The sequence below is a fragment of the Mycobacterium sp. NGS51 genome, assembly GCF_059812525.1.
Window position 1 is genome coordinate 317516 of sequence record NZ_JCALCV010000003.1, and the last position, 21944, is coordinate 339459.

Consider the following 21944-nt stretch of genomic DNA (forward strand, 5'->3'; position numbering starts at 1 on the left):
ATGGCGTTCGCATATAGCGACATGCTCGAGACGATCAAGAACAAGCAATGGGCTCTCGCCGATATCGATTGGGGCGCCCCTGGTGCGGAGTTGATCACCGACGAACAGCGTCCCAAACTCAAGCAATTCATGTCCGACGTGGTGTGGATTGAGCATGTCGGAGCGCGCGCCTTTGCTGCGATGGCCCCGAAGGCGCCCTTCGAAGCGCTCGGAGACATTTACCGTTACTTTCACGCCGAGGAGCAGCGTCACGCCAACGCCGAACTTGCTCTGATGCGTCGCTGGGGCATGATCGAGGAAGGCGAAAAGCCTGTACCGAATAAGAACATCCGTCTCGTGATCGAGTGGCTAGATCGGTACGCTGAGGCTCTTCCTCTGACTGTCATCGGCGCCGCGATTCCCGCACTGGAGACCGCGCTGGACGGGGCCCTGCTGAAATTTCTCCTTGATGAGGTCGACGACCCAATTTGCGGGGAAGTATTCAATAAGGTCAACAGCGACGAATCGCGGCACCTTGCAGTAGGTTTTCAAGTCCTGAATGACCTCGGCGCCAGTCCCATGCGAATCCATGCAATCCAAACGGTCGGCGCTGTGATGGACCCCCGTATTCTCACTGGCGCGTTGCTGTATATACCGCTTCTCACGCGCATGTTGATGAATCTCAACGCGATGGGGCTATCCGAAGAGAAGCTGTACAACGCGGTGACGCGATATGGCAATGTCGGGGACCGCAGTGAGCACACGCGGAGGGTGCCTGGATATCACATCTTGAAGGCCCACATGTCCTCCTCGATCAAGCGGTCCCAACCCCTTCACTTCGTTTCCCAGCGCTTAGGCAATGCGATCGACATCTTCCCCGTGCAAGTACTCGGGCGACCGCCTTCATGGACGGATGAACTGACCTATGAACCGGTCGCTAAATGACGGACACGGTAACGACTTTGATCGTCGGCGCCGGCTTCGCGGGTATCGGTACGGCGATGAGAATGCTTCAAGCGGGCGTTAACGACTTTGTCATCTTGGAGCGATCACATCGCGTCGGGGGCACCTGGCGTGACAACACTTACCCCGGCGCCGCCTGCGACATTCCGTCATTGCTGTACTCCTACTCGTTCGAGCCGAACCCAGGCTGGACTCGCGCATACTCGGGGAGCGCAGAGATCCTCGCCTATATCGACGCGATTGTCGCGAAATACGATCTTGGGAGGTTCATTCATTTCGGTGCGGACGTGAGTGCACTGGAATTCGACGAGGATGCCGGAGAGTGGGTTGTCGACACGACCGGCGGCAGGCGGTATCGGGGCCGTTCAGTCGTGATGGCTAGCGGACCACTTGCTGACGCCAGTTTCCCGGATATTCGTGGCATCGAGTCGTACGAGGGGAAAAAGATTCACAGTGCTCGGTGGGACCACTCCTATGACATGAGCGGTAAGAGGGTGGCGGTTATCGGGACCGGGGCGAGCGCTGTGCAGATCGTTCCCGAATTGGTCCAGTTGGCGGCGTCGGTCAAGGTGTTTCAGAGGACGCCCGGCTGGGTCCTACCGAGGGTGAATTTCCGGCATCCGGCCTGGGCGCGTTCGACTTTCAAGCGCATGCCGGCAACCGAACAGGCCCTACGAGGTGCGTGGTTTTGGGCGCATGAGGTCATGGCCGTGGGCATGGTTTGGGATACCGCTGCCACATCTGTCATCCAAGCGGCCGCGAAGGCGAATCTGCGTCGGCAGGTGAAGGATACCTGGTTGAGACGTCAGCTAACACCGCAGTTCAGACCTGGGTGCAAACGCATGCTTATGACTAACGACTATTACCCTGCTCTCCAGGCCGATAACTGCAAACTCGTCAGCTGGCCGATCGCCACACTGGCTCCGAACGGAATTCGAACCGCCGACGGCATCGAGCATGAGGTGGACTGCATAGTATTCGCGACAGGCTTCGATGTGTGTAAACGCGGTACGCCATTTCCGATCCTGGGGCGCGACGGGCGAAAACTCGAAGACGCGTGGTCTGAGGGGAGATTTGCCTACAAGAGCGTGAGTGTGGCCGGGTATCCGAATTTGTTCTTCACTTTCGGGCCTAATTCCGGTCCTGGCCACAACTCCGCTCTTCTATATATGGAGGCGGCAATCGATTACATCGTAAAAGCGATCGAGCTCTTGCGCGACCAAGGTAACGGAGTCCATACCCTGGATGTGAAAGAGAATAGCCAAAACGCGTACCACTCCAATATTCAGCGGCGGTTACGACGCACGACATGGAACTCGGGTTGCAGCAGCTGGTATTTAACAGAGGATGGCTATAACGGCACGATGTATCCGGGCTTTGCGACTCAGTTCACCAGGGAACTGTCCCGTCTGGATATGCGGGATTACGATATCACTCGGCGTGACGATGCTGACCTGAAGTTGACACAAACACGCTGAACTGCAGCAGCGGATAGGGTAAACATCAAAGCGCACGTGAGGAAGTAATGGGTTCTGAGTCTGGGCAGCACTACGAAATTGTAATAGTCGGAGCCGGGTTTTCTGGGATTGGTACAGCGATCAGCCTGTTGAAGGCCGGATTTGCGGACTTTCTTATAGTCGATGACGCCGATGGCGTCGGCGGTACATGGCACTGGAATACGTATCCGGGAATAGCGGTCGATATTCCGTCCTATAGTTACCAGTTCTCTTATGAGATGCGAACATCCTGGTCACGTACTTACGCTCACGGGGATGAGTTGAAGGCTTATGCAGAGCGGTGTGTAGAAAAATACGGACTCCAAAATTACATCCGGTTCAACACGACTGTGGACGAAGCCTGTTTCGACGAAGGCGCCGCACTATGGCGGCTGAGCTGCTCCTCTGGTCAGAATCTGACCGCGCGTTTTGTGATAAATTGCTCTGGCGTTCTCAGTCGGCCGAAGTGGCCTGATATTCCAGGAGTGCGCGACTTCGCCGGCGTGACGCTGCATACGGCCAGATGGGACCATACGAAAGATCTCACCGGTAAGCGGGTGGCGGTGATCGGGACTGGGGCATCTGCGGTGCAGCTGATTCCCGAAGTCGCGAAGATCGCATCAAGTCTGACGGTCTTCCAGCGAACGCCGATTTACTGCTTGCCGAAGCCGGATTTCTCCATACCGAGCTGGGCCGCGACAGTGATGCGGTTGGTGCCAGGGGCACAACTGATGACGCGCACTGCGAGTCAGGCGTTCGTCGAGTTCACATTTCCCATCGCAGCTCATTTTCACTCGTTGATCCCTGTGTCGGACCTCATGGAAGAGGCGGCGAAACGCTATATGCGTCGGGCGGTCGACGATCCGGTGACTCGAGACCAACTCATTCCTCGCTATTCGTTGGGTTGTAAGCGACCGAGTTTCCACAATTCCTATCTCGCAACGTACAACCGTCGCAATGTTTCGCTCGAGACCAGCGGCATCACCCATGTCGACCATGCCTCGGTTCACACTGAAGATGGCAAGAGTTATCCGATCGATGTCATGGTCTTGGCCACCGGGTTCAAAGTGATGGAGTCGGGCAATATGCCGACTTATGTGCTGAAGGGACGCGGTGGAGTGGAGCAGTCTGCCTGGTGGGATGAGCACCGCCTCCAAGCCTTCGAGGGTGTGAGCGTCCCAGGGTTCCCGAATCACTTCAATATCTTCGGTCCCTATGGTTACAACGGCTCCTCGTACTTCACACTCATCGAGGCGCAAAGTCGGCATATCGTCCGCTGTCTTCGTCGTGCGCGCACGCTGAAGGCTGATTACGTAGAGGTCAGACAGCAGGCGAACGATCGCTACTTCGGTGACATGGTTAGCCGCCGACATCGACAGGTTTTCTGGCAGCCGAGCTGTTCCAATGCCAACAGTTACTATTTCGACAAACACGGCGATGTTCCGTTGCGTCCGTCAACTACCCTGGAGACTTACTGGCGTAGCCGCACCTTCCGGCTCTCCGATTACCGATTTGAACGTCGCGCAGAATCCGTTGGCGCACGGTGACCAACACTGATGCGGCGGACCGGCGCCCCAGTCTTGCAAGTCATTTCGTGGCAATGACTTCGCGAAACACACTGCGTCCGCTGTCGCAACTCATCCCGTCGAGCGCCCACGGCCTCGCGGTGATGGATCGCGTACTCCGGATGGCGCTTGTGGGATCGCGGCCCCGCCGAAGCGTGGCGGTTCGCACAATAGATACCGAGTTCGCCGGGAATCAGATACGCGGGGATTGGATCACTTCTCCTGCAGTCGATCCACACGCGGTTCCGTTGCTCTACATTCATGGCGGCGCCTACTCCATGTGCTCACCGGCTACCCACCGCGGCCTGCTCGGTGAACTTGCCTCCGCGAGCGGTCGGCCCATCTTTGCGGTGAGGTATCGGCTAGCTCCACGCTATCCCTTTCCCGCTGCCGCCGACGATGCACTGAACGCATACCGCTGGCTCGTCACAGGGCAGCCTTCGGCTTCCGGCGAACGCGGTGTTGCGGTGGCCGGGGACTCGGCGGGCGGCCAGCTCACGATGGCCACCGCCCTTGGCGCACGTAGTGACGGACTGCCGCTGCCGGATTCGATGCTTCTCATGTCTCCGGTCCTGGATCTGACATGTGAACTCGCGAGGGCACGCGAACTTCGCCGCCGTGATCCTTTCGCCTCTGCTCGGTCCGCGGCCCGCGCTCTTGACCTGTACGTGGCTGGTGCAGATCACCGCAATGAGCGAATCAGCGTGCTCGACGCAGACCTCAGGTCCATGCCACCGATCCTGATTCAGGTAGGCGGAAGAGAAATGTTGATCGATGACTCGAGGCATCTTGCCGACCGCCTCCGATCGGCCGGATCAAGCGTTGAGATACAGGTGTACCGGGGACAGATCCACGTGTTCCAAGCCATGTTCCGAATCCTGCCCGAGGCTCGTGAGGCGATCCACCGCGCTGGAAACTTCCTGAAAGCTTCGGCCCACCGGTGAAAGTGTTGGGACCGTGGATGCTCCACTGCCACCGCGCCATCAACTGCTTCTTAGCTGTCTCATGACAGGCGGCTTTGCGAGGGATCCTCGAGGACACGATCCGTCGATAGTGATCATCGGGGCCGGCGTCGCGGGTATCGCCATGGCCCATCAGCTGAAGAGGGACGGATTCACCAACTTCACCATGGTGGAAAAGGCTGCAGACATCGGCGGCGTCTGGCGCGACAACACCTATCCAGGAGCGGCTTGCGACGTGCCGTCAGCGTTGTACTCACTCTCGGACAAGCCCAACACTCGTTGGTCGAGACGTTATGCAGAACAGCCCGAGATACTCCAATATCTTCGCCGACTCGTCCTGGCCGACGGAATGGACCTGCATTTGCGCACGCGGACCGAAGTCGTCGAGATGACCTTCGATGAACAGGCCGGCCGTTGGCGTTTGGTGACCGGATCCAGCGAGACGATCTGGTGCGATGTCGTGATTTCGGCCGTGGGGCAGCTCTCGCGACCTCATACGCCGAATATTGCCGGCGAAGACACCTTCGAGGGGCCGCGTTTTCATTCGGCGCGTTGGGACCATTCGGTATCGCTGCGCGGCAAGGAAGTAGCCGTCATCGGGACAGGCGCAAGCGCGATACAGTTTGTGCCACGGATCGCACACGAGGCACAGCGCGTAACGCTGTATCAGCGCACGGCGCCTTGGATTTTGCCGAAGTGGGACAGCAGGTACGGACGTCTTCACCAACAGCTGATTAAGGTTCTGCCGCTGTGGCTGCGTCTTGAGCGTTTCGCGGTATGGCTGATTTTTGAAGTGCTCGCAGTGACGTTGGTCGACGCGAAGCCCTTGTCACGCATTCTCGGCGCGGTCGCCCGCTACCACCTCCATCGGCAGGTTGCCGATCCAATGCTGCGCCGGCAACTCACGCCATCAGATGCGCCGGGGTGCAAGCGGGTGTTGTTCTCGAATGATTACTACCCCGCGATTGCCAACGGTGAAGTCTCGTTGGTGACCAACGCGGTTGCGAAGCTTTGCGACAAGGGAGTCGTGACCGACGATGGCGTACTCCATCGCGCGGATGTCGTCATTTACGGAACAGGTTTCCGCGCTACCGACTTCCTCGCCCCGATGCGTGTTCGCGGCTGGGGCGGAGTGACTCTGGACGAGGTGTGGGGGACGCAGGCGCACGCATACCTGGGCATTACAGTCCCGATGTTCCCGAATCTCTTTCTCCTCTATGGCCCGAACACGAATGTCGGTTCCGGGTCGATCATTTACATGATCGAGTCTCAGGTCCGCTATGTCGGTGCCCTCATCAAGATTTTGGCGAGTGACCCAGGGCGTACGGTCGACGTCAGGCCAGACATCGAGCAAAGCTACAACACACGATTGAGCCGGCGGCTGCGAAGGTCGGTGTGGGCGCTTTGCGCGAGCTGGTACACGACCTCGAGTGGCGCGATCCCGACGAACTGGCCTGGGCCTACATTTGCCTACCGGATCCTCACCCGCAAACCACGCAGTCACGATTATCTATTCAGGCACGTTGAACGCCTTCAGTTAGACGGCCCGAGTGAGAACCGCGCGAGGCTGCGCAGATGATCCGGGTCGCAGGCGGTGTCTAACATTTCACTGTTAACTGTTCGAATATTGACATTCAGCACATCTATGTAAACTATTACCAGATACCCGTGCAGCAGAGCGCCCAGGAGGCATCGTGGCTAATCAGCTTCTCGCAATCACGCGTCACCCCAAGGAGCGGTTGACGTCTGTCCTGTTGGCGCCCGCCCCCCGCGTCGTCGATGACAAATGGCGACAGTGGAGTCGGGACTGGAGAGTCCGGGAACTTGCGCCGGCCCCCGCCGGATCTGGGCTGAGAGCCGTCCTAGGGGACGCTGGACTCCCGTTGCTGGGGCACACTGTCGACTACATCCGATTTGGTTCAGAATTCAGTCGGGAGCGTTACGAACGTTTGGGCTCGGTGTCGTGGATGGGCGCATTCGGTACCAAAATGGTGGTCATCGCCGGTCCAGACGCAACGCGTGAGGCGTTCACAAGCGAAGCCAAGGCCTTTTCTCAAGATGGCTGGTCCTTCCTGATCGATGCTTTCTTCCATCGCGGGTTGATGCTCATGAGCTTCGACGAACATTTGATGCACCGGCGCATCATGCAGGAGGCGTTCACGCGTCCTCGCCTGACCGGATATGTCGGGCAGGTGGCCCCGTGCGTTCGCGCAGCCGTGCCCGCGTGGCCGACCGGTCCGTCGGTCCGGATCTACCCGTTGTTGAAGAATCTCACCCTCGATATTGCCACGGATGTCTTCATGGGTGGCCGCGGCAAGGACGAGAGCGCTGCTGTCAACGAGGCGTTCGTGTCCACTGTTCGCGCGGCGAGTTCCTTTGTGCGAGTTCCACTCCCGGGCACCAGGTTCCGCGCCGGCGTGCATGGGCGGCGCGTGTTGGAGGACTACTTCTCCCGACACCTGCCGGCCGCGCGTGCAGGCGAGACCGACGATCTATTCGCCGCCCTCTGCCAGGCGACCACAGAAGACGGTGAACGGTTCTCCGACGAGGATGTGATCAACCACATGATCTTTCTCATGATGGCCGCCCATGACACCTCCACGATCACCACCACTGCTGTCACCTACTTCCTCGCTAAACATCCTGAGTGGCAGGAGAAGGCAGCGGCGGAGGCGCGGTCCTTCGGTCACGATTCGCCAGATATCGACGAACTGGAGCGGATGACGGTCCTCGATCTGATCCTCAAAGAAGCTCTGCGTCTGCTGGCGCCCGTTCCGCTGGTGATGCGCAAGACCGTCCGCGATGTCGCCATCGACGGCTATCACATCCCCCGTGAAACCTTGTGCGCAATCACACCCGCCGTAAATCACTTCGACCGCAGAATATGGAGCGACCCGGACCGTTTCGATCCGTCGCGCTTCGATGAGCCCCGGCGCGAGGACCAACAGCACCGATTCGCCTGGGTGCCGTTCGGCGGGGGGGCGCACAAATGCATTGGGATGCAGTTCGGCACACTCGAGGTGAAGGCAATCCTGCACCAGATGTTGCGTACCTACACTTGGACGGTCCCAAACGACTATCACGTGCGTTGGGACAACACCTCGCTGCCCATTCCCGTGGACGGACTGCCTGTGACGTTGCGGCACCGATGAGCGGTGAGAACTCGCCTTACCTGGAGCCCACGGAGTTCCTCGATTGGCAACATGAATCGGTACGCGACTTCGTTGCATCGGCGACCCGCGGCGCGGTCGACGACACCACGAAGGCCATAGCCATCTTCACTGCGGTCCGCGACTCGATTTGGTATGACCCCTACACCGTGACCGATGACCCGCATGCGTATCGCGCCAGCACCATCGCAACTGCAGACCGCGCTTACTGCGTCCCGAAGGCGGTGCTCTTGACGGCGGCCTGCCGAGCAGCAGGCATCCCAGCGCGGCTGGGGTTCGCCGATGTCCGAAACCACCTTCAGACCGAGACATTGCGTGAGCGGATGGGCGGTACCGACGTCTTCGTCTACCACGGATACAGCCTCATGCATCTCTGCGGTGTCTGGGTCAAGGCAACTCCGGCGTTCAATCGCGAGCTATGCGCACGGTTCGGCGTCCCGCCAATTGATTTCGACGGGCGCACAGACGCCCTGCTGCACGGGTTCGCCGGTGACGGCACACAACACATGGAATATCTGAGGGATCGAGGCGCCTTCGACGATCTACCGCTGGCAGAGATCCTGCAAGCGCTCAGAACCCACTACGGGACGCTCATAGGCGATGCGAGTCGCCATCCAGACCTGTTCGCCTGAAGGGCCGATGCGTAATGCACAGCACGATGCAAGACGTCCAGCTCACAATCTCGGCAATTGTCCGCCATGCCGCCTCCATTCACGGAAACAGCGAGGTGATCACCCCCGACGGAATTGGATACCGAAGTATGTCCTACCGTAGCGTCCTGGGGCGAGCGGGCCGACTTGCCAATGCGTTGCGCGGGCTCGGAATAACGGCAGATCAACGGGTGGCCACTTTTCAGTGGAGTAACCAAGAACATCTCGAGGCCTACTGCGCGGTTCCCTCCATGGGCGCGGTGCTGCACACCCTCAACATTCGTTTGGCTCCAGAGCAACTCGCGTACATCGCCAACCATGCCAGCGATCAGATCATCCTGGTGGATGCGTCGGTTGCGCCATTGTTGGCTAGTGCGCTACCAGCGATGGAGTCGGTGCATACGGTCATCGCCACCGGGGGCGGCGACCTCGCTCCGCTGCAGCGATGCGGGAAGACGGTGTTGCGTTACGAGGAGATCCTGGCGCAGCAACCGGAGACTTTCGATTGGCCCGAGATCGATGAGCGTTCCGCCGCGGCCATGTGCTACACCAGCGGGACTACTGGAAATCCCAAAGGTGTTGTCTACAGCCACCGTTCGACCTACCTACATGCACTGACCGCCTGCACGTCGAACGCCCTGGCAGTGAGCGAGGCCGACCGTATCCTGGCCATTGTCCCGATGTTTCACGCCAATGCGTGGGGACTGATCTACGCGGCGTTGATGTCTGGTGCGGACTTGGTATTACCCGATCGCCATCTGCAAGCCGCGCCGCTGGTGTCGATCATCGAAGAGACTCAGCCGACTATCGCCGGTGCAGTGCCGACGATCTGGAACGATGTCGATCGATACCTGGAATCGAATCCCGCCCGGGACATCTCCTCACTTCGGCTGGTTGCCTGCGGGGGATCGGCAGTCCCCGTCTCGCTGATGCGGGCATTCGAAGACAAGTACAACGTGCCTATCGTGCAGGCATGGGGCATGACCGAAACCTCGCCGCTGGCTACCGTCGCACGCGCAGCGCACGGAGTAGGCGAGACCCGTGCGTGGGAGATGCGCGAAAGCCAGGGTCGGCCGATGTGCGGTGTCGAGATCCGGTTGCGTGACGACCACAAGAAGACAGTGCCGTGGGACGGTCGATCAGCGGGTGAAATACAGGCGCGAGGCCCGTGGATCACCGGCGCCTACTTCGGCGACGATGATCCGGACAAGTTCGACGGAGGGTGGCTGCGCACCGGCGACGTCGGCCGGATCGACCCGGACGGGTATCTCACGCTGACCGATCGTGCGAAGGACGTCATCAAGTCAGGTGGAGAATGGATCTCCTCAGTCGAGCTGGAAAACACGCTGATTGGTCACCCGGCGATCTACGAGGCTGCGGTGGTGGCAGTTCCCGACGACAAATGGCAGGAAAGACCGCTCGCCCTGGTCGTGGTTCACCGTGGAGCCGAGGTCGACATCGACCGACTGCGCGCGTTTCTGTTGGACAAGGTCGCCAAGTGGTGGATCCCGGAGCGGTGGAGCTTCGTGTCTGAGATTCCCCGAACAAGCGTCGGGAAATACGACAAGAAGGCCATACGCGCGCGTCACTCCGCCGGCGAGTATCAGATCGAAACGTCCTAAGAAATCAAACCCATTGATATTGAACAGCCGAGAGGGAATCCTGTGACAGCATCAATTTCTCCCTGGATGAGCGCCGAATTGCTCGAGCTTCGTGACCTTGCCGCGAAGTTCTTCTCGACCGAATTGGCCCCACATGCGCAACGTTTCGCAGACCAGCACCAAGTTGACCGAGAATTGTGGCACAAAGCCGGCGAACTAGGCCTGCTCTGCATGTCCATACCCGAAGAATACGGCGGGGGAGGCGGCACATTCGCGCACGAAGCCGTCGTACTCGAAGAGCAAGCCCGAGTCGGGGACAGCTCATGGGGCGCAGGGCTGCACAGCGGAATCGTCGCGCACTACATCCTCCAGTATGCGGCCGAAGAACTACGGAGGCAGTGGCTGCCCAAGATGGCCTCAGGCGAAATGATCGGTGCTATCGCCATGACGGAGCCAGGGACCGGTTCTGATCTGCAGAGTGTCAAGACCAAAGCAATTCTTGACGGTGACGAGTACGTGATCACCGGCGCAAAGACCTTCATCACCAACGGTCAGCAAGCCGACCTGATCATCGTCGTCGCCAAGACAGATCCAAGTCAGGGCGCCGCCGGCATCTCGCTGATCGTCGCCGAAGCCGATCGACCCGGATTCCGGCGCGGCAAGGTCCTCGACAAAATCGGCCAACGCGGACAAGACACCTCCGAGTTGTTCTTCGACGACGTAAGAGTGCCCCGCTCGCACCTCCTGGGCGAGACCGAGGGTCAGGGTTTCATTCAGCTGATGACGCAGCTACCTCAAGAGCGGCTCATCGTCGCGGTTGGGGCGGTCGCGGCGATGGAACTTGCCGTGGAGCAGACACTCAAATACACCCGTGAGCGGGAAGCGTTCGGACGGCCCGTCTTCGGCTTCCAGAACACGAAATTCATCTTGGCCGAAGCTGCAACCGAAACGCGCATCGCACGAGTATTTTTGGACTACTGCATCGACCTACACCTCGCGGGCCAACTCGACGTCCAGACCGTCGCCATGGCGAAATGGTGGACCACTGAGCGAGCGATGAAGGTGCTCGATGACTGTTTGCAGCTCCACGGCGGATATGGGTACATGACCGAGTACCCCATCTCGAGATTGTGGGTGGACCAGCGCGTGCAGAAAATCTACGCCGGCACAAATGAGGTGATGAAGGAAATCATCTCGCGTTCCCTATGACCCTGAACGATTAGCCACCTGCACATTACTCACCTGGGAGGATTGATGGCATCTACAGAGGTGCCATATCGCCACGAAATGGGTGGACATTGCGGATCGGGTGCCCTTCGGGAGTTGATACCAGATGCTCCTATCTTCAGGCAATGAGTTCTTCAGGCAATGAGTTCGTTGGTTCTTCTGCTGGGTTGGCGGAGGGCGTGGTAGATCTCGCGGGCGATGTACGCTTGATGCAGCGCATGATCTCGTTCTTGGTTTTGCCTTCGGCCAGGCGGTGAACGAAGTAGTCGCGGGTGGGCTGGTGACGGCGCATGCGCACCACCAGGATGACGTGCAGGGCACGGTTGGCGTCGCGATTGCCTCCCCAATTGAGCCGGTGGCGGATCGTTTTGCCGCTGGAGGCTTCCAGTGGGCTGACCCCGCAGAGTTTGGCGAAAGCGGCGTCGCTGCCGATCCGAGCGGGGTTGTCGCCGAGGGCGGTCAGCAGCGTGGCAGCGGTGTCGGGCCCGACGCTGTAGCTCGGGTGCGGCGGTGGCGGTGATGGTGTCGACGTGGCGTTCGAGTCGGGCGGCTGCGGTGTCGAGCTGGTGGCAACGTGCCGCCATCGACTTGATAGCAGTAAAGAAAGTTCTCACATCGCAGGCCAGCGGCGGTCAGGCGGGCGTTGGTCGCGCCTGCTGCCCGCGGCGTCTCGATGCGGCGAGGAGCGAGGACAGTCCTGGCTTGTCGTGGTGCCAGGATGCCGTGGCCGTTGAGATGTACAGCGCTCGTCGTCGTGTGCAAGCTTGTGTGGCGGCGGACGGAGGGCGAAGCGTAGCGAGCGGCGCGGACGGGAGCGCCAGCGGACGGGAGCAGAGGGAGTGTAGCGAAGCCCGCAGGTAGCCGCCGGTTCCTCGCGGGCTATGGCGGCCCGGGCTCCGCTGAGCATCAGTTGCGGGTCTGCGCCATGGCGATGGGACTCGTAGGATGGCGGTTGTGAGCGGGATGCTGGCGCAGCGTGCACGGCGAGAGGCCGAGACGCGACTGGTGGGGCAGCTGCGGCGGTTGGCGCATGTGCGGGGTGTCGCGACGACTGCCGAGCGGCTGAGTCGGCGGTTCGATGCCCAGACAGCGGACTCTTTGGTGGCAGCGGCGTGGCTGCACGATATCGGCTACGCACCGTCGTTGCGCCGGACCGGGTTTCATCCGCTCGATGGCGCAGAGTTTGCCCGGGCGGCGGGTTTTCGGGAGCTGGTCGCCTCCCTGGTGGCGTTCCATACTGGGGCGCACGCGGAAGCTGCCGAGCGCGGCTTGTCAGGTTTAGCGGCGTTCAGCGATCCGCCCAGCGATGTTCTGGATGTGTTGACCTTTTGCGATCTGACGACCGGGCCGGACGGGGCGCCGGTATCACCGCGAGATCGATTGATCGAGGTGTTGGGCCGCTATGGACCCGAGGACCCGGTGCACCGCGCGGTCGACGCGGGGCGCGACGAACTGTTGGCGGCGGTCCGACGGGTACGCGATTGGCTGTAAACCCAGCCGGTTAGCCGAGGTAGGGGCTGTCGCGGTGTTGCAGGTAGTGCTCGATGCGCAGTCGCATCGACGGGTGCATGTCCAGATTGGGGATGTCGTCGGGATCGGTCCAGGCGATGTCGGTGCTTTCGTGATCGATGGCCAGGGTACCGCCGAGAACCTTGGTGGTGAAGGACAGAGAGAACTGTTGGCGGACTTCGCCATCGGTGAACGCGACGACATGCTGCGGGTTGGTGTAGACACCGACAAGGCCGGTGACTTCAATGTCGAGCCCGGTTTCCTCTTTGACTTCCCGGACGGCGGTGTCGGCAATCGTTTCGCCGATGTCGTGTCCGCCGCCGGGTAGCGCCCACAGGGTGTTGTCGCGGCGTTTGATCAGCAGGATACGACCCTGTTCGTCGGTGACGATGGCCGAGGCTGACGGAACGACGCTGTTGGGCAGCGGGGCGTTGGGGTCGTTGTAGTAGTCGGTTCGCATAGGGTTCAGCCTTTCGCGCTGAGCGGTCTGGCGCGATCCCAGACCTGGGTGAAAGCGTCTTCGAGGGTGGCCCAGAGCCGTGGTTCGTGGTGGCGCGACAGCACAAGCACGGGGTTGTTGCGCCCGGGTGAGCCGTAGATGTGGAAGTTGACGATCATGGCGTCGTCGACCCGGAAGATCGACGTGTAGAGCGTGGTGTCGTGGGTGCGGATATCCAGCCCCGGGGTATCGGCATGCGGGGCGAGCAACTCCACGGACGTGCGGCAGCGGGCGATGACGGCCTCGCCGATGCCTTCCTCCTTGCCGCGCAGGATCGTGGTGGCAGTGTCAGGATCCCCGACGAGAAACCGCACCGCCACACCGCGGGCGGCGGCGTCGAGCAGAATGTCGAGGAAGCCGTCGAGGGTGTCAAACAGGAACGTGGCCGCCAGGACGAGGATGTCGATGCCGGTGGTGGCGTCGCCGAAATGCTGCTGCCACGTCGTGATCGGCAGCTGGGTGCGGCTGGCATACAGCGTCGCGGTGAACGGACCACCCAGCGACGTCGTCGCCAGCGCGCTCGCGGTAGGGGCAGGATACTGGTTGGGCCACAGGTTGTGCGGTGTGCAGCCAAGCAGCTTAGCGGCGCGGCGGGCGTTGTCCTCGCGGACGTTGTAGTCGATGTTGGCCAGCCAGCGGCGCACCGTCTTGATATCCACGCCCACCGCAGTGGCGAACCTCTGTGGGGAGAGTCCCTTGGCGTGCAGCCGTTGGGTGAGGCGATCGTTGGGGATCGTGGCGGCCTCGGCGTCGCCGTCCTGATCGCCCGTCGTCTCAGCGCACATCTTTCCGTGTCATCCCTGTCCATCCTCAGCGCGTGGTTCCTAGTTTGCCATGCGACTGCCGCCGCCCCGCGGCGGTGATGCCCGTCCGATGCCCACGGGCATGTCCCTGTCGTGTCCGAAATGTCTGCGGCAGTGTCGGCAATGCCTGCCAACGTCCCTCGCTACGTCCGCGATGTCCACGTGAACTGAGCCCAGCGCCGCAACGGGCGCAAACAGATCACGAAAGGAACAGCGGGACAATGCGTTTAAGAATCGACACATCAGGCACACGGTTCATCGTCACCCGAGCGGCCGAGCCGCGGCTGAACTTCGAGACCGGCAGCCCAAAAGTGGACACCGCCACCGGCGTGCCACTGTATGCCGCGCAGCTGTTGGCGTTGGATGACACCGGTGGTGAAGTGCTCAACGTCACCGTCGCCGGGGATCCGAAAGTGACAGTCACCCAACCTGTTTCAGTCGCGGGTCTGGTTGCTATCCCTTGGGCTCAAGGTGATCGCAGCGGCGTGGCGTTCCGTGCCGACGCCATCACCCCCACCAACCCCGCGGCTGCGCCGAGCGATCAAGCGTCCCGCGCGCAGAAATAACCCCATTTGCTGGGGCGCGGCGCTCGTGGGTGTCGCGCCCCAGCACGTGAGCTGCTATCGACCATTCACTCACCAGAGGGACGCCTGTCATGGCATCAAACTACAAAAACAGCAAGAACTCTCAATCCAACGACGACGACTGGATCACCGACCTCATCCTCTCACTGTTCAAAGCGGCCGGGTATCTGCTGTGGTGGGCGGTCCTGTTCCCGGCCATCAGCATCCCGATCATCGCCAGCGTGGCGATGGCCATTACCCATGGCTCACGCGCGGGTCTGATCATCGGTATTGCTTTCGCTGCCGCGTATGCGGGCTGGGCGTGGCTGGACCCGCGATCGTTTCACGGATGGGTCACCGAGCCGGTGCGGCGGCGCTGGTTGACCTGGTCGCGCTACACCCGCACCTGGCAATCGGTGTGCACCCTGCACGGCCTGACCGCCACACTTGGCGAACGCACCTTGGTGCCGACCTTGCAGTCGGTGCGCATCGGCAAGACGACCGACGTCCTGGCGCTGCGAGTGGTCACCGGCCACTCCCTGGCTGATTGGCACAAGCAATCCGAGGCGCTAGCCGCCGCCTGGCGTGCCGACCGGATCGCCATCCGCGCGACCGCGCCCGGAGAGCTACGCATCACCCTGATGCGCGGCGACGTGCTGGCCGACCCGATTGCCCTGCCCATGCCCACGACGGCGACTGCGGTGGATGTGGGGTCGGTGCGGGTCGGGATCACCGAAACCCGCCACTGGTGGCACCTACCTCTGCTTGGCCACCACCTGCTCGTGGCTGGCGCGACCGGCGCGGGGAAAGGTTCAGTGTTGTGGTCACTGATCGCTGGCCTCGCCCCCGCCGTGAAAACCGGACAAGTGCGGCTCTGCGTCATCGACCCGAAAGGCGGCATGGAACTGGGCGCCGGAGCACCCATGTTCACGGTGTTCACCCACGACGCCACTGGCACCACCCTGTACCTGCTGCGGCAACTAGTGGAGGTGATGCACGCCCGCGCCAATCGGTTACGGGGCAAGACGCGCATGCACACCCCGACTCCGACTGAGCCGTTATTCGTGGTGGTGATCGATGAGATCGCCGCGCTGACTGCGTATGTGACCGACCGCAAGGTGCGCAGCGAAATTGAACAGCTGTTGGGCCTGCTGCTCTCCCAAGGCCGGGCCGTCGGCATTTCGGTGGTGGCAGCGGTGCAAGATCCGGCCAAAGACACCCTGCCGGTGCGGCAGCTGTTTACCGTGCGAATCGGGTTGCGGTTGACCGAAGCCACCCAAACCACCATGGTTTTGGGCCAGGGCGCCCGCGACGCGGGGGCCGACTGCGATCACATCCCCGACACCACTCCCGGTGTGGGCTACATGATGATCGATGGCACGGCCCAACCGGTGCGGGTACGGGCATTTCACGTCGCCGACCACGACATCGCCACTCTGGCAGCACGATTCCGGCCACCTCGTGCCGCGACCCGAACCAACCAGTCCAACAGCGGGCGCACCGACACCGCCCGGGGTCAACGGTGACTACTGCAACGACAGCCCCCACGCTGGTGTTGCCCGGGGTTCCCGGCTCGATCGACACCAATGCGGTGGTGGATCAGATGGTGCGCCGCGCGTCCTCGACGGGGTTCGAATCGTGGTGGCGGCGCGCGGAATCTGTTGGCTTCTGCGCCCACCCCATCCAACTCAGAGGTACCGACGAGATAGGCCGCGATCGGGTGGTGTGGACACGGTGCAACAACCGCCGCGCACAGGTATGCCCATCGTGCTCAGACCTGTACGCCCGCGACACGTGGCAGCTCGTGCACGCTGGCACCGCCGGCGGCCACCACAACATCCCCGCAGCAGTGGCCGATCGTCCGCAGGTGTTCGTCACCCTCACCGCACCTAGCTACGGGCCTGTTCACGCCGCCGCGCGTGCAGGCGACAAGAAGCAGCGTGTGTGTCGCGACCACCACCACACTGGCGGCTACCGCCGATGCCCGCATGGAAAACCACTGTGGTGCAGCACAACCCACGGCGAAGGTGATATCTATGCGGGACAGCCGATCTGCGCGGACTGCTACGACTACACCGGGCATGTCCTGTTCACATGGCACCTGCCCGAACTGTGGCGACGCTTCACCATCACCCTGCGACGCACACTGCGCCGAGAGCTACGTGCTTCGGGCGCCGACCCGGATGCGGTGCAGGTCAGCTTCATCAAAGTCGTCGAACTGCAAGCCCGGCTCATCCCGCACATTCATGCCCTGATCCGCCTCGACCCGCCCGACAGCGATGACTCTGGCGGTCATGACTGGCATGCGCCCCTTGCGGCAACCGAACTGGCCACCATCATCCAACAGGCCGTTCGAACCGTGGCCGTGACGGTCACCGACTCATCCTCAAATACAGCGACACGGGTGATCAGGTTCGGCACACAAGTCGACACCCAACCCATCGACAACCGGCACGCCGGCACGGACGGCTCTGCTGTGCAGGAGGATTCACCACACGGCGGGGTTCTTCCAGGCCGCCGCGTAGCTCGCTACCTCGCGAAATACGTCACCAAATCCTTAGCTGACGTCGGGATCAGCGCGCGACGCATCTCCACCGAGGCCATCGCTGACCTCGATGTCTGCGACCACGTTCGGGCGATCCTGACCGCCATCAGCCAACTCGCCGATAAGGGACTGGCCGGTGTCGGTCGGTGGCTGCACACCCTGGGCTACCGGGGCCACATCACCAGCAAATCCCGCCGCTATTCCACCACGATGACCGCGCTGCGCGAACGTCGCGCGGCCTGGACCCGTGAACAACGTTTAAAAAGCACTGCGCACCAACATGATCTCGGCCTCGACTCCACCGATGGCGATGATCTGGTGGCATGGGAATTCGATCGTGCCGGCCCCACCAGCCTCGGCGACCGGACCCTCATCTACTCCGCGGCCGTCCAACACATCCACACCCGCCGCATCGGACTGATCGAAGTCCGTGGCCAAGCCCGCAATCAACAATGGGATCCGCCAGGGGGAAGCGATGGCTGACAGGTCCCGAGCAGCACGTGCTCGCTCCGGGTGTGACGCTCGTCCCGATGCGCCGACGGTGTCAGAGGGGGGTGTTGAAATTGTTGTGCCCAACCAATATCGACTTCCGTCCGAGGCCAACCGCGCGCTGGTACACGTGATAATGGCTGTGCGGGACCGGATGCTTGGATCAGGGAGGGGAGTGGCGTGAGCCTGAGGTTCGCCTTCTATGGCCGAGTGAGCACGGAGGACGCTCAAGACCCGGAGGCGAGCCGCAGCTGGCAGAAGCGGCGTGCCATGGACCTGATCACTCCGCACGGCGGATTCATCGCCGCCGACTACTTCGATGTGGGACAGAGCCGTTCACTGCCGTGGAAGCGCAGGCCAGAGGCGTCACGTCTGCTTGCTGATGTCGCTTGTCGGGACCGTAGCTTTGATGCCGTAGTGATTGGGGAACCCGCCCGTGCGTTCTACGGGCCGCAGTTTGCGCTCACCTTCCCTGTCCTCACGCACTACGGAGTTGGCCTGTGGGTACCCGAGGTCGGCGGAGCGGTCGATCCCGGCTCCGAGGCACACGACCTGGTGATGACTCTGTTCGGCGGCATGAGCAAGGGAGAGCGCGCTCGAATCCAGATGCGCGTCCGTACGGCGATGTCAGCACTCGCGCACGACACCGCCAGATATCTCGGTGGTCGACCACCCTACGGTTACCGGCTCGTCGATGCCGGCCCGCATCCAAACCCTGCCAAGGCCAATCTTGGGCAGCGGCTTCACCGCCTCGAACCCGACCCCGCGACATCTTCGGTCGTCGAGCGGATCTACCGCATGTACGCCGACGGAGCGGGCCTGCGCTATATCGCGCAACGGCTCACCGACGATGGTGTACCGTCACCGAGCCAGTACGACCCGGCACGGAATCGGCATCGTGACCCACGAGGATGGTCCCATTCGGCGATCCGCGCGATACTCGACAACCCGGCGTACCGCGGTATCCGTGTTTGGGGCAAGCAGGAGAAATACGAGGTTCTGGTCAACCCCGATGATGTCGCTGCGGGGTATGAGACTCGTATGCGGTGGCGTGATGAGGCCGACTGGATCGCACCAGAACGCCGCACGCATGAAGCGCTGATCCGTGACGAACTAGCGCAGGCTGTTCGTCTTCGGATGCAGGCGCGGCGGGGTCCCGGTCTTGTTTGCAGCAGAGAGTCAACAGTGCCATATGCACTGCGTGGGCTGCTGTTCTGTGCCGCATGTGGACGGCGGATGCAGGGCGCTGCCCGCGCCGGGAAGCGAACAACACGCATCCTCTACCGTTGTGAGCTCGGTAAGTCGCGTTCGGTACCCGCGGACCTGAGTGATCACCCGCGCACCGTCTACCTCCGTGAAGATGAGGTGACTGCGCGACTTGACGAATGGATCGCCACCCTGGCCGATCCGGCCGACTTGGCACGCGGGCAAGACGCGGACCCGGTAGCAGGGGCTGGCTACGCGGCCTTGCGGCGCCAGCTCAGCGAGGCGAATGCGAAGGTTGCTGCTCTGGTTACCGCCGTGGAGTCTGGTGTGGCCGTTGAGGATTTGACTGTTGCATTGCGCCGCCGCACCGCCGAGCGCGACGAGCTGAAGGTCCGTCTTGAGCAAGCGGAGCGACCTCGCGTCATGACTGCCGCACAAATCAGCGAGTTGGTTGAGGAATTGGGCGGGCTGTCAGCAGTGCTTGGTGAGGCAACCGGGGCGGAACGCGCTCAGGTATACGCAAGCCTGGGCCTGCGCCTCGACTACGACCCGCATCTTCAGCGAGTCACGGCGACTGCCGACTTAAGTCGTGTCGCCGGACGTGTCCGAGGGGGGACTTGAACCCCCACGCCCATTAATAGGGCACTAGCACCTCAAGCTAGCGCGTCTGCCATTCCGCCACTCGGACCGCCGCCAACCACGCAAGTTGGCAGCTAAGGCTATCGGATCGGTGAGCCCCGACCCAAACCCGCCGGACGGTGCCGGTGGTAGGAAAGGTGACTGTGACTGTTGCAACCGGTGACCGCACCGACCCGGCCGACGACATCGTCGACGTCGTCAGCAGACTGATCCGGTTCGACACCACCAACACCGGCGACCTCGCCACCACCAAAGGCGAAGCGGAGTGTGCCCGCTGGATCGCCGGTCAGCTCGAAGACGTCGGCTACCAGGTGGAATACCTGGAATCTGGTGCGCCCGGGCGCGCCAATGTATTCGCGCGCCTGGCCGGAGCCGACAGCTCCCGAGGCACCTTGATGATCCACGGCCATCTCGACGTCGTACCCGCGGCGGCCGCCGATTGGAGTGTGCACCCGTTCTCCGGCGCGGTCGAGGACGGCTACGTCTGGGGCCGCGGAGCCGTCGACATGAAGGACATGGTGGGCATGATGATCGTGGTGGCCCGCCAGTTCCGGCGCGCCGGGATTGTGCCGCCCCGCGATCTGGTGTTCGCGTTCGTCGCCGACGAGGAGCATGGCGGCAAATACGGCGCGCACTGGCTGGTTGACAATCGCCCGGATCTGTTCGACGGCGTCACCGAGGCGATCGGCGAGGTCGGCGGCTTCTCGTTGACGGTGCCGCGCCGCGACGGCGGGGAGCGCCGGCTCTACCTGATCGAGACAGCCGAAAAGGGCTTGCAGTGGATGCGATTGACGGCTCGGGGCCGGGCGGGTCACGGCTCGATGGTGCACGACCACAACGCGGTGACCATCCTCGCCGACGCGGTCGCGCGGCTGGGCCGTCACCAGTTCCCGCTGGTGCTGACTGATGCCGTCGTGCAGTTTTTGGACGCGGTCGGCGAGGAGACCGGGCACAGCTTCGACATCGATTCCCCCGACTTGGAGGGCGCGATCGACAAGTTGGGGCCGATTGCGCGCATCGTGAAGGCCACGCTGCGCGATACCGCCAACCCGACCATGCTCGACGCCGGCTACAAGGCCAACGTCGTGCCGGCGACGGCCGAAGCCGTCGTCGACTGCCGGGTGCTCCCCGGGCGACAAGCGGCGTTCGAAGCCGAGGTCGACGAGCTGATCGGTCCCGACGTGACCCGGGAATGGGTCGTTAGCCTGCCGTCCTACGAAACCGGCTTCGACGGTGATCTGGTCGACGCGATGAATTCGGCGCTGCTGGCGGTGGATCCCGAAGCCCGGACCGTTCCCTACATGCTGTCCGGCGGGACGGACGCGAAAGCCTTCGCGCGGTTGGGGATTCGCTGTTTTGGCTTCGCTCCGCTGCGCTTGCCGCCGGAATTGGATTTCACCGCGCTGTTCCACGGCGTTGACGAACGGGTACCCATCGACGCGCTGAGGTTCGGTACCGACGTGATGTTGCGCTTTTTGACAAACTGCTAGCCGGAAATCAAGCCGAAGAGACGAGAGGACTGACCATGATCGCACCGCCCGACCCCTATGCCACGCTGCCCAAGCTGCCGTCGTTTCACTTGCAATCGGCGTCGATCACCGACGGTCAACCGATGGCCAGCGCTCAAATCAGCGGCATCATGGGCGCCGGCGGCGAGGACGTCAGCCCCCAACTGAGCTGGTCGGGCTTCCCGGACGAGACTCGCAGTTTTGCGGTCACCGTGTATGACCCGGACGCGCCGACCCTGTCGGGGTTTTGGCACTGGGCGGTGGCCAACCTTCCCGCCGATGTCACCGAGTTGCCCGACGGCGTGGGGGACGGTCGTGAGTTGCCGGGAGGCGCGCTGACACTGGTCAACGATGCGGGCATGCGCCGCTATGTCGGTGCGGCCCCGCCGCCGGGGCATGGCCAGCACCGGTACTACGTCACGGTGCATGCGGTGAAGGTGGAGAAACTCGAGCTCAACGAGGACGCCAGCCCGGCGTTTCTCGGGTTCAACCTCTTCCAGAACGCCATCGCGCGCGCCGTCATCTACGGCACCTACGAGCAGCGCTAGCCGTCGCAGCATCGGCGCCGCT

General features: G+C 62.1%; 19 protein-coding genes and 1 tRNA gene. 16 read left to right on the plus strand and 4 right to left on the minus strand.

Annotated elements, in window-relative coordinates; all coding sequences use genetic code 11:
• The 9 genes from AC5Y5W_RS05895 to AC5Y5W_RS05935 all read left to right on the plus strand — a co-directional run bounded on the left by AC5Y5W_RS05895 (position 1) and on the right by AC5Y5W_RS05935 (position 11595).
• Complete coding sequence (locus AC5Y5W_RS05895) at positions 1 to 924, plus strand: hypothetical protein (RefSeq protein ID WP_012394817.1); 924 nt, start codon at positions 1 to 3, stop codon at positions 922 to 924.
• Positions 921 to 2420 carry a flavin-containing monooxygenase gene (locus tag AC5Y5W_RS05900; protein ID WP_012394816.1) on the plus strand — a complete coding sequence of 500 codons (1500 nt, stop codon included), beginning with the start codon at positions 921 to 923 and terminating at the stop codon, positions 2418 to 2420. Before AC5Y5W_RS05895 ends, AC5Y5W_RS05900 begins: the two co-directional genes overlap by 4 nt.
• Positions 2421 to 2467: 47 nt before the next feature.
• Positions 2468 to 3985: a flavin-containing monooxygenase gene (locus tag AC5Y5W_RS05905; protein WP_012394815.1), complete on the plus strand. Its 1518-nt coding sequence runs from the start codon at positions 2468 to 2470 to the stop codon at positions 3983 to 3985.
• A complete protein-coding gene (locus AC5Y5W_RS05910) occupies positions 3982 to 4947 on the plus strand; it encodes an alpha/beta hydrolase (RefSeq protein ID WP_012394814.1) in 966 nt (321 codons plus the stop codon). Before AC5Y5W_RS05905 ends, AC5Y5W_RS05910 begins: the two co-directional genes overlap by 4 nt.
• Before the next feature lie 61 nt (positions 4948 to 5008).
• A complete protein-coding gene (locus AC5Y5W_RS05915) occupies positions 5009 to 6544 on the plus strand; it encodes a flavin-containing monooxygenase (RefSeq protein WP_012394813.1) in 1536 nt (511 codons plus the stop codon).
• 115 nt (positions 6545 to 6659) lie between these two features.
• The gene (locus tag AC5Y5W_RS05920; protein ID WP_012394812.1) at positions 6660 to 8117 is read left to right on the plus strand and encodes a cytochrome P450; all 1458 of its coding nucleotides are present in this window, start codon (positions 6660 to 6662) and stop codon (positions 8115 to 8117) included.
• On the plus strand, positions 8114 to 8767 hold the full coding sequence (locus tag AC5Y5W_RS05925; protein WP_012394811.1) for a transglutaminase-like domain-containing protein: 654 nt from the start codon (positions 8114 to 8116) through the stop codon (positions 8765 to 8767). Before AC5Y5W_RS05920 ends, AC5Y5W_RS05925 begins: the two co-directional genes overlap by 4 nt.
• 14 nt (positions 8768 to 8781) lie before the next feature.
• Positions 8782 to 10407 (plus strand): fatty acid--CoA ligase, encoded by a 1626-nt coding sequence (locus AC5Y5W_RS05930; protein ID WP_016889183.1) that lies wholly within the window; start codon positions 8782 to 8784, stop codon positions 10405 to 10407.
• Positions 10408 to 10473: 66 nt separating this feature from the next.
• Positions 10474 to 11595, plus strand: coding sequence for an acyl-CoA dehydrogenase family protein (locus AC5Y5W_RS05935; RefSeq protein ID WP_016889182.1), 1122 nt, complete (start codon positions 10474 to 10476; stop codon positions 11593 to 11595).
• A 136-nt stretch (positions 11596 to 11731) separates the two neighbouring features.
• On the opposite strand, the gene AC5Y5W_RS05940 is transcribed toward AC5Y5W_RS05935, so the two are convergent.
• Positions 11732 to 12211: a transposase gene (locus AC5Y5W_RS05940; protein WP_078321963.1), complete on the minus strand. Its 480-nt coding sequence runs from the start codon at positions 12209 to 12211 to the stop codon at positions 11732 to 11734.
• A gap of 356 nt (positions 12212 to 12567) precedes the next feature.
• On the opposite strand from AC5Y5W_RS05940, the gene AC5Y5W_RS05945 reads away from it, so the two are divergent.
• A complete protein-coding gene (locus AC5Y5W_RS05945; RefSeq protein ID WP_012394808.1) occupies positions 12568 to 13104 on the plus strand; it encodes an HD domain-containing protein in 537 nt (178 codons plus the stop codon).
• A gap of 10 nt (positions 13105 to 13114) precedes the next feature.
• Here the strand turns inward: AC5Y5W_RS05945 and AC5Y5W_RS05950 are convergent, their stop codons facing one another.
• Complete coding sequence (locus tag AC5Y5W_RS05950; RefSeq protein WP_012394807.1) at positions 13115 to 13582, minus strand: NUDIX hydrolase; 468 nt, start codon at positions 13580 to 13582, stop codon at positions 13115 to 13117.
• 5 nt (positions 13583 to 13587) lie between these two features.
• Positions 13588 to 14406: a hypothetical protein gene (locus AC5Y5W_RS05955; protein ID WP_012394806.1), complete on the minus strand. Its 819-nt coding sequence runs from the start codon at positions 14404 to 14406 to the stop codon at positions 13588 to 13590.
• A 239-nt stretch (positions 14407 to 14645) separates the two neighbouring features.
• Between AC5Y5W_RS05955 and AC5Y5W_RS05960 the strand changes: the two genes are divergently transcribed.
• From AC5Y5W_RS05960 to AC5Y5W_RS05975, 4 genes are all read left to right on the plus strand, one after another.
• Entirely contained in the window at positions 14646 to 14990 is a 345-nt protein-coding gene (locus tag AC5Y5W_RS05960) for an SCO3933 family regulatory protein (protein ID WP_011893911.1), read from the plus strand.
• An 89-nt stretch (positions 14991 to 15079) separates the two neighbouring features.
• Positions 15080 to 16513: an FtsK/SpoIIIE domain-containing protein gene (locus tag AC5Y5W_RS05965; protein ID WP_012394805.1), complete on the plus strand. Its 1434-nt coding sequence runs from the start codon at positions 15080 to 15082 to the stop codon at positions 16511 to 16513.
• Positions 16510 to 18015 (plus strand): replication initiator, encoded by a 1506-nt coding sequence (locus tag AC5Y5W_RS05970; RefSeq protein WP_012394804.1) that lies wholly within the window; start codon positions 16510 to 16512, stop codon positions 18013 to 18015. Before AC5Y5W_RS05965 ends, AC5Y5W_RS05970 begins: the two co-directional genes overlap by 4 nt.
• A gap of 186 nt (positions 18016 to 18201) precedes the next feature.
• Positions 18202 to 19848: a recombinase family protein gene (locus tag AC5Y5W_RS05975; protein ID WP_012394803.1), complete on the plus strand. Its 1647-nt coding sequence runs from the start codon at positions 18202 to 18204 to the stop codon at positions 19846 to 19848.
• Here AC5Y5W_RS05975 and AC5Y5W_RS05980 read toward each other — a convergent pair.
• Positions 19830 to 19915: transfer RNA gene (locus tag AC5Y5W_RS05980), tRNA-Leu, on the minus strand. The two genes, AC5Y5W_RS05975 and AC5Y5W_RS05980, sit on opposite strands and share 19 nt — an antisense overlap.
• 94 nt (positions 19916 to 20009) lie before the next feature.
• On the opposite strand from AC5Y5W_RS05980, the gene AC5Y5W_RS05985 reads away from it, so the two are divergent.
• Entirely contained in the window at positions 20010 to 21356 is a 1347-nt protein-coding gene (locus tag AC5Y5W_RS05985) for a M20/M25/M40 family metallo-hydrolase (protein ID WP_500010331.1), read from the plus strand.
• A 35-nt stretch (positions 21357 to 21391) separates the two neighbouring features.
• The gene (locus AC5Y5W_RS05990) at positions 21392 to 21922 is read left to right on the plus strand and encodes a YbhB/YbcL family Raf kinase inhibitor-like protein (protein WP_500010330.1); all 531 of its coding nucleotides are present in this window, start codon (positions 21392 to 21394) and stop codon (positions 21920 to 21922) included.
• Positions 21923 to 21944 lie beyond the last annotated feature (22 nt).